5 protein-coding genes are annotated in these 7,503 nt (G+C 72.1%); 2 read left to right on the forward strand and 3 right to left on the reverse strand.

Annotation, left to right across the window (positions count from 1 at the left end; genetic code table 11):
• Positions 1-590 precede the first annotated feature (590 nt).
• Positions 591-2,222: a bifunctional 3'-5' exonuclease/DNA polymerase gene (locus tag ABD912_RS05800; RefSeq protein ID WP_425548031.1), complete on the forward strand. Its 1,632-nt coding sequence runs from the start codon at positions 591-593 to the stop codon at positions 2,220-2,222.
• Positions 2,223-2,281: 59 nt separating this feature from the next.
• On the opposite strand, the gene ABD912_RS05805 is transcribed toward ABD912_RS05800, so the two are convergent.
• The 3 genes from ABD912_RS05805 to ABD912_RS05815 are packed head-to-tail and all read right to left on the reverse strand — an operon-like array spanning position 2,282 to position 5,257.
• Positions 2,282-2,983 carry an NUDIX hydrolase gene (locus ABD912_RS05805; RefSeq protein ID WP_345149150.1) on the reverse strand — a complete coding sequence of 234 codons (702 nt, stop codon included), beginning with the start codon at positions 2,981-2,983 and terminating at the stop codon, positions 2,282-2,284.
• Positions 2,980-3,819 carry an endonuclease III gene (gene nth / locus ABD912_RS05810; RefSeq protein ID WP_345149151.1) on the reverse strand — a complete coding sequence of 280 codons (840 nt, stop codon included), beginning with the start codon at positions 3,817-3,819 and terminating at the stop codon, positions 2,980-2,982. The genes ABD912_RS05805 and nth overlap by 4 nt, the downstream gene beginning before the upstream one ends.
• A 10-nt stretch (positions 3,820-3,829) precedes the next feature.
• Positions 3,830-5,257 (reverse strand): hypothetical protein, encoded by a 1,428-nt coding sequence (locus ABD912_RS05815; RefSeq protein WP_345149152.1) that lies wholly within the window; start codon positions 5,255-5,257, stop codon positions 3,830-3,832.
• 211 nt (positions 5,258-5,468) lie between these two features.
• On the opposite strand from ABD912_RS05815, the gene acs reads away from it, so the two are divergent.
• Positions 5,469-7,466 (forward strand): acetate--CoA ligase, encoded by a 1,998-nt coding sequence (gene acs / locus ABD912_RS05820; protein ID WP_345149153.1) that lies wholly within the window; start codon positions 5,469-5,471, stop codon positions 7,464-7,466.
• Positions 7,467-7,503 lie beyond the last annotated feature (37 nt).

Below are 7,503 nucleotides of genomic sequence, written 5' to 3' on the forward strand. Positions count from 1 at the left end.
CTTCCCCGGTCCCGTCCTCGTCCGTGTTCCTGTTCCTGGCCCTGTCCCTGTCCCTGTCCTCGTCGCTGTTCCCTGCCCCGACCCTGCCCACATCCGTACGGGCCGAACCCCAGCGGTCGACGCCTCCCCGGCCCGTCCCCGCGCCGTCAACATCCGCACGGGCAACCCCAGTTCGATCAACCCCGGCACGATCAGCGCCGGCACGGTCAGCTTCATGCCGGTCAGCATCCCTACGGCGCGCATCCATTCGGTCAACGTCGGCACCGCCCCATCGCGCATCCTCCATGCCCACAGGTTGCCCCCTAGGGGATTCGGGTGGGTCCCTGGCGGCCGCATTGGGGGCACAGCGGCCTCTCCGACCGCAGCGGAGCGCCTGTGGAGGGGAAGTTTCGAGCCACCCGGCCGCATGGGGCTGGCCAGCCGCAGGGGCGCCAGTGGCACAGGGCCGAGCTGTCGCTCGGGGCTGAGCTGTCACCCGCGTCGGGCACAATGGTCGGGTGCCCCGCTACGCCGTTCTGGCCACCCATGCGCTCACGCCGCCAGCCCCGGGGCCCGCGGCGGAGGCTGGCGTGCCCACCGCCGTCGTGCAGCTGCTGGACGGCGCGGGAAACGCGCAGGGTCCGGCCGCAATGGTGACGCGGGACAGGCTGCCCGCGGCCGTGGCCGCGCTGGAGGCGCAGGGCGTGCGGTGGGTGTGGGAGCGCACCGCGGACTGGTACCCGGACCTGCTGCGCGCCGGGGCGGATGTCTCCCGCGCCCACGACGTGGCCCTGTGCCGGACCATCCTGCGCTTTTCGACCGCCGCCACGGACACCCCCTATGTGCGGGACCTGCGCGCCCGTCCCGTCGAGGACGAGCTCGAGGCCCCCGCCCACCTGCTCCCCCCGCCGCGCGTGTCCGAGCACCAGTCGGCGCTCTTCGAGGAGCCGCAGGACGATTCGACCGCAGCCGAAACCGTCGCCGCCGAGTTCCGCGACCAGCTCGCGGCGCTGCCTCCGACCCCCGCGGGCCGCCGCCTGCACCTGCTGCTGGCCGCCGAGTCCGCCGGCGCGCTGATCGCCGCGGAAATGACCCACCACGGGGTCCCCTGGCGCCGCGACCTCCATGCCGACCTGCTGGAACGCGCGCTGGGACCGCGCACCCCGCCCGGCGTCCGGCCCGCCAGGCTGGAGGAACTCGCCGACCAATTGCGCGCCCTGCTGGGCGCGCCGGGGCTGAATCCGGATTCCCCGCAGGATCTGCTGCGGGCCCTGCATCGGGCGGGCATCGAGGCGCACACCACCCGCCAGTGGGAATTGGAGGAGTTCACCCACCCGGCGATCGCTCCGCTGCTGCGCTACAAGAAGCTGTCGCGGCTGCACACCGCCAACGGCTGGGCCTGGCTGGACACCTGGATCGCCGAAGGGCGGTTCCGCCCGGAGTACGTCGTCGGCGGGGTGGTCACCGGCCGCTGGGCCTCGCGCGGCGGCGGGGCGCTGCAGATCCCGCACGCTGTCCGCGACGCCGCCCGCGCCGACCCCGGCAGGATGCTGGTGGTGGCGGATGCGGCACAGCTGGAACCGCGCATCCTCGCCGTCCTGGCCGAGGACACCGCGCTGGCCGCTGCCGGTCGCGGCCGGGACCTCTACCAGGGGATCGCCGACCTCGGTTTCGGCGGCGATCGTGCCCACGCAAAGATCGCGATGCTCGGGGCCATGTACGGGGCCACCACGGGCGAGTCCGGGCGGCTGATGCCGCAGCTGGCTGCCACGTTTCCGCGCGCGGTGGGACTCGTGGAACGGGCAGCCCGCCAGGGTGAGGCCGCCGGGACGGTCTGTTCGCACCTGGGCCGGTGCAGCCCGCCGCCGTCGGAGCGCTGGCGGGCCGCCCAACGGACGGAAACCGCCGAGCAGCAGCGGCGCGCGGACCAGCTGGCGCGCGCCCGCGGGCGCTTCACCCGCAACTTCGTGGTCCAGGCCAGCGCTGCCGAGTGGGCGCTGTGCTGGCTCGGCGAACTGCGCCGGCGGCTGCGCGCGGAGCGGGCCGCCGGACGCGACCTCGGGGACCTGGTGTTCTTCCTGCATGACGAGGTCATGCTCCACGTGCCGGCCGGAGCCGCCGAGGAGGTCGCGGCGCTGGTGCAGGAGTGCGCCCGCCGGGCGGCGGAACTGGTGTTCGGCTCCGTGCCGGTCGACTTTCCCGTGGGCGTGGCCGTGGTCGCCTCCTACGCGGAGGCCAAGTAGTACGACGGCGGCCCAAGGTGTCCCCGTGCCCCGGCGGCGCGCATAAAAGCGCCCTGCCCTTACAGGGCCCTGATCAGGCGCTCTCGGGTGGCGTCCCAGGGCTGGGTCCAGCCGAGGTCGTCGAACAGCCGGGACAGGACAATGCCCGTGAAACCCCAGATCAGACCGCCATCGACGTCAAAGGCGGGCGAGGTGTGACGGACCTGGCCCTGCTTCACCACCGCCGAGAGGCGGTTGGCCGGGTCCAGCAGGTCGGCGACGGGGGCACGGAAAACCGTGGCGGATTCCTGCGGATCCACCGCGAACACCTCCGAGGTCCGGCACCACCAGCCCAGCACGGGGGTGACGAGGAAGTTGCTGACCGGCAGCTCCGCGGCCGGCAGCTGCCCGAGGATTTCGACGCCGGAGGGATCCAGTCCGGTTTCCTCCTCCGCCTCGCGCAGCGCCGCGTCCAGGTCGGAACGGTCCGTGGGGTCGATCTTTCCGCCGGGGAACGCGATCTGGCCGGGGTGCTTGCGCAGCGAGTCCGCACGCTGCACGAACAGCAGGTCCAGGTCGGCCGGGACCGCCGGGGAGTCGTGGTGGGCGGGGACGTCGTCGAGCCGGCCGAACAGGATCAGGACGGCGGCGCGCCGGGCCTGGGCGGGGTCCATGCCGCGGAAGATCCACGTGTCCGGCATGCGGCTGATCCCGTCGTGGCCGGCCTCCGTGCGCGGCCTGTGCCGTTCGATCAGGGCCAGGAGTTCCTCGCGCGCGCTCATGCGTCCAGCCCGTAGCCCAAGGCGCGCAGTTCGCGCCGCGTCTTTCCGGCAAGCATCAGTTCCAGCAGGTCCGTCCGGCCGGGAGCCAGCTCGTACTTGAGCAGGGCAGTGGCCTTCGCCGGGTCGGTTTCGCCTTCCCCGTAGGACGGGCACAGGGTGGCCACCGGGCACGCGCCGCAGGCGGGCCTGCGCGCATGGCACACCCGCCGGCCGTGGAAGATGAGGTTCTGGGAGAGCGTGATCCAGTCGCGCCGCTCGAACAGCTCGCCGACGGCGTGCTCGACCTTCACGGGGTCCGTCTCGTCCGTCCAGCCGAAACGCCGGGCCAGCCGCCCGAAGTGGGTGTCGACGGTGATCCCGGGAACCCCGAACGCGTTGCCGAGGACAACGTTGGCGGTCTTGCGTCCGACGCCGGGCAGCGTCACCAAGTCCTCCAGCCGCCCGGGGACCCTGCCGTCGTACTCGTCGACGAGGCGCCGGGACAGGGCCATCAGGCTGTCCGCCTTGGCCCGGAAGAAACCGGTGGGACGGATCAGGGCACGCAGTTCCTCGAGGTCGGCCTCCGCCATGGCGAAGGCATCGGGGTAGCGGGCGAAGAGCGCCGGGGTGGTGGCGTTGACGCGCACGTCGGTGGTCTGCGCGGACAGCACCGTCGCCACGACCAATTCGAAGGAGTCCTCGAAATCGAGTTCGGGGACGGCGTACGGGTAAGTCTCCCCAAGAATCCTGTTGATCCTCCGGGCCCGGCGCTTGAGCGCCAACTGGCTTTCATGGCCGCGCACGGTTCCGGAGCCGGGCTCCTTTCCTGAAGCGGGTCCCGTTTCTGAATACGGCATGGGTGCGGCGTCAGGCACGTTCCACGTGGGCCAGATCGCGCAGCACGCCGAGGCGGCCATCCGTGTCCTGGACCAGGAACTCGTGTCCGCGATCCTCCAAGGCCAGGATCCAGGCGCCCGGGTGGAGCGTGAACGCGACGGCTCCGGTGCTCTCGTCAAGGGCGTGGCGGGTCTGCGGAACGGCGAACCAGAACGCCTGGTGGGTGGCCGGGTCCTCCTCGCGCAGGCTGGCGGCGAACGGTTCGTCGTCGTCCTCGGCCGTGGCGGTGGGTGCGGCGGTTGCGGTCGATGCAGCCGCTGCGGCACCGGTTGCGGCCTCCCGGGACAGCCCCTCCGCGGAGCGCTCCGGCCCGGCATGCCCCACCCGGTCCGAACGCTCCGCGGTGTGGACGGCGGACGAGGCCGAGGCCTGCGCCGCGGCCGCAGTGGGTACGACGCCGGTTTCCGGCACGGCAGTGCGGGAACTCTGCCGTTCGGCGCGTTCGGCGTGTTCATACGGTTCAGCGGGCTGGGCGGCTTCAGCCGGTTTTGCCGGTTCTGCCGAGTCCGAACGCTCCGAACGCTTCGGCGCGGCCGCCGTCCGGCCCAGGGCTTCCGTCGGCTGATCCGCGGCTTGCGCCGCAGCGGCCGGAAGCACGCCCGTGGCGGCGAAGGCATCGCCCGGACGCTCCTGCCCGGCGTGCTCGGCGTCCCCGGTCACTTCGGAACGCTCCGCCGTGGGGGCCGCTGAAACCCCCGCCGGAGCCGAAACCCCCGCCGGAGCCGCAGACAGGGTGGGGGCAGGCGATTCGGCCCGTTCGGAGGCTCCCGTCGGCTGCCCGGAACCGGGGCCCTTCCCCGAGGCGGCAGCCGGCGCGGATGCGGCCCCAGCTGCGGGCGCCGCGGCCGCGTAACCCTGCGCCCCGGCGGGGCCGGGCTTCGGGAACGCCGGAGCGGCGGCGGTCTTCAGAGCCACCGGCCGCACCGGACGGGTCAGCAGGTGGCCGCCGGTGGACTCGAAGTCGGCGAAGAAGGCGGGGATGAACGGTGCCAGGGTGGTCGCGGCCAGGAAGGCCAGCGCCCCGAACAGGCCCAGCAGGTAGGCCCCGTTCAGCGAACCCACCAGCGCGAAGAAGAAGTAGGCCACGGACAGGACCGCGGAGATGGACCCCAACTGGTCCAGGGCCAGCGATCCCACGCGCACCACGGGCCGCCCGACCAGCCGGCGCCAGACAAATCCGCCGGCCACGGCCAGCGGCAGGATCAGGGTCACCCCCAGATGGAACAGCGTTCCGGGGAAAACCCAGAGGTTCGCGAACACCGTGCTGGAGACCTGGAACGGGAGGACCGAACCGACGAGCAGCAATAGCGCGCCGCCGAGCAGCACGGTCTCGCGCAGGGTGAACGGTCCCGCGACGGCGTGCGCCTCGCCGGAACCCGTGGACGTCTGGTTCGACATGGTCGTTCCCTCCCTTATTCTCGGCACCGCGGGCGCGGCGCCCGCCGGAGACTGCCTCCAGCCTAGTCGGGCGAGTGGCCCGGGGGCACGCAGACCGTCTGGCGCTTCCGCGCAACCGGTCGGCGACTCATTATGTGACGCCCAACACCGGGCCGTACCAGCCCATGTAATGTGACACGGAGCACGAAGACTCCTTTCGAAAGGACCCGCCATGTCGGAATCCTCCGCCACCCTTGCCAACCTGCTGAACGAGGGCCGCAGCTTCGCCCCGGATCCGGACTTCGCCGCCAACGCGGTGGCCGACGCGTCCCGCTACGAGGCCGCCGCGGCGGACCGCCTTCAGTACTGGGCTTCCCGAGCCCGGGAGGTCCTCACGTGGGACAAGGACTTCACGCAGGTGCTGGACTGGTCCGGCGCCCCGGTGGCGAAGTGGTTCGCCGACGGCACGGTCAACGCCGCGTACAACGCGCTGGACCGGCACGTGGAGAACGGGCTCGGGGACCGGGTCGCGATCCACTTCGAGGGCGAGCCGGGCGACACCCGCAGCTACACCTACGCGCAGCTGACCGAGGAGGTCAAGAAGGCCGCCAACGCGTTCGAGTCCCTCGGCGTGGCCAAGGGCGACCGGGTGGCCGTCTACCTGCCGATGATCCCGGAGGCGGTCATCACCATGCTCGCCTGCGCCCGGATCGGCGCGATCCACTCGGTGGTCTTCGGCGGCTTCTCCGCCGAGGCCCTGCGGTCCCGCATCGACGACGCCGAGGCGAAGCTGGTCGTCACCGCCGACGGCACCTTCCGCCGCGGCAAGCCCTCTCCGCTCAAGCCGGCCGTGGACGAGGCCCTCGCGGAGTCCGGACACACCGTGGAAAACGTGATCGTCGTCCAGCGCAACCACCAGGACGTCGCCTGGACGCAGGGCCAGGACAGGTGGTGGCACGAGACGGTCGGGACGGCGTCGGCCGAGCACACCGCGATCGCGCACGAGGCCGAGCACCCGCTGTTCATCCTCTACACCTCCGGCACCACCGGAAAGCCCAAGGGCATCCTGCACACCACCGGCGGCTACCTGGTCCAGACCGCCGCCACCCACAAGGACACCTTCGACCTGCACCCGGACACCGACGTCTACTGGTGCACGGCCGACGTCGGCTGGGTCACCGGCCACTCCTACGTCACCTACGCCCCGCTCATCAACGGCGCCACCCAAGTGATGTACGAGGGCACCCCGGATTCGCCGCACCAGGGCCGCTGGTGGGAGATCGTACAGAAGTACGGCGTCACCATCCTCTACACCGCCCCCACCGCGATCCGGACCTTCATGAAGTGGGGCCGGGACATCCCGGACTCCTACGACCTCTCCTCCCTGCGCGTGCTCGGCTCGGTCGGCGAATCGATCAACCCCGAGGCGTGGATGTGGTACCGCGAGGTCATCGGCTCCAACAACGGCCCCGGCGCCGACGGCGCCCCCGGCCCGCGCAAGGAGCACCCCGCCCCGATCGTGGACACCTGGTGGCAGACCGAGACCGGCGCGCACATGATCGCCCCGCTGCCCGGGGTCACCGCCACCAAGCCCGGCTCCGCGCAGGTCCCGGTCCCGGGCATCGGCATCGACGTCGTGGACGAGATGGGCGAGCCGGTCCCCAACGGGCAGGGCGGCTTCCTGGTCATCCGCGAACCGTGGCCGGCGATGCTGCGCGGCATCTGGGGCGACATGGACCGCTACCAGGACACCTACTGGTCCCGCTTCGAGCACATGTACTTCGCAGGCGACGGCGCCAAGCGCGACGACGACGGCGACATCTGGCTGCTCGGGCGCGTGGACGACGTCATGAACGTCTCCGGCCACCGCCTCTCCACCACCGAGATCGAATCCGCCCTGGTCTCCCACCCGCTGGTCGCCGAGGCCGCCGTCGTCGGTGCCAAGGACGAGACCACCGGCGAGGCCGTCGTCGCGTTCGTCATCCTCCGCGGCACCCCGTCCGAGGGCGAGGACGTCGAGCAGGTCCTGCGCGCCCACGTGGCCAAGGAAATCGGCCCGATCGCCAAGCCCCGGCACATCCTGGTGGTCCCCGAACTGCCCAAGACCCGCTCCGGCAAGATCATGCGCCGCCTGCTCAAGGACGTCGCCGAGGGCCGCGACCCGGGAGACGCCACCACCCTGGCCGACCCCACCGTCATGCACCAGATCGCAGCGGACCTGCGCAGGTAGCGCAGCCCCTGCCCGACGGCGGCGCGCCGCACCTTCC

It is taken from the genome of Arthrobacter ginkgonis (assembly GCF_039540195.1).
GTDB classification, from domain to species: domain Bacteria; phylum Actinomycetota; class Actinomycetes; order Actinomycetales; family Micrococcaceae; genus Zafaria; species Zafaria ginkgonis.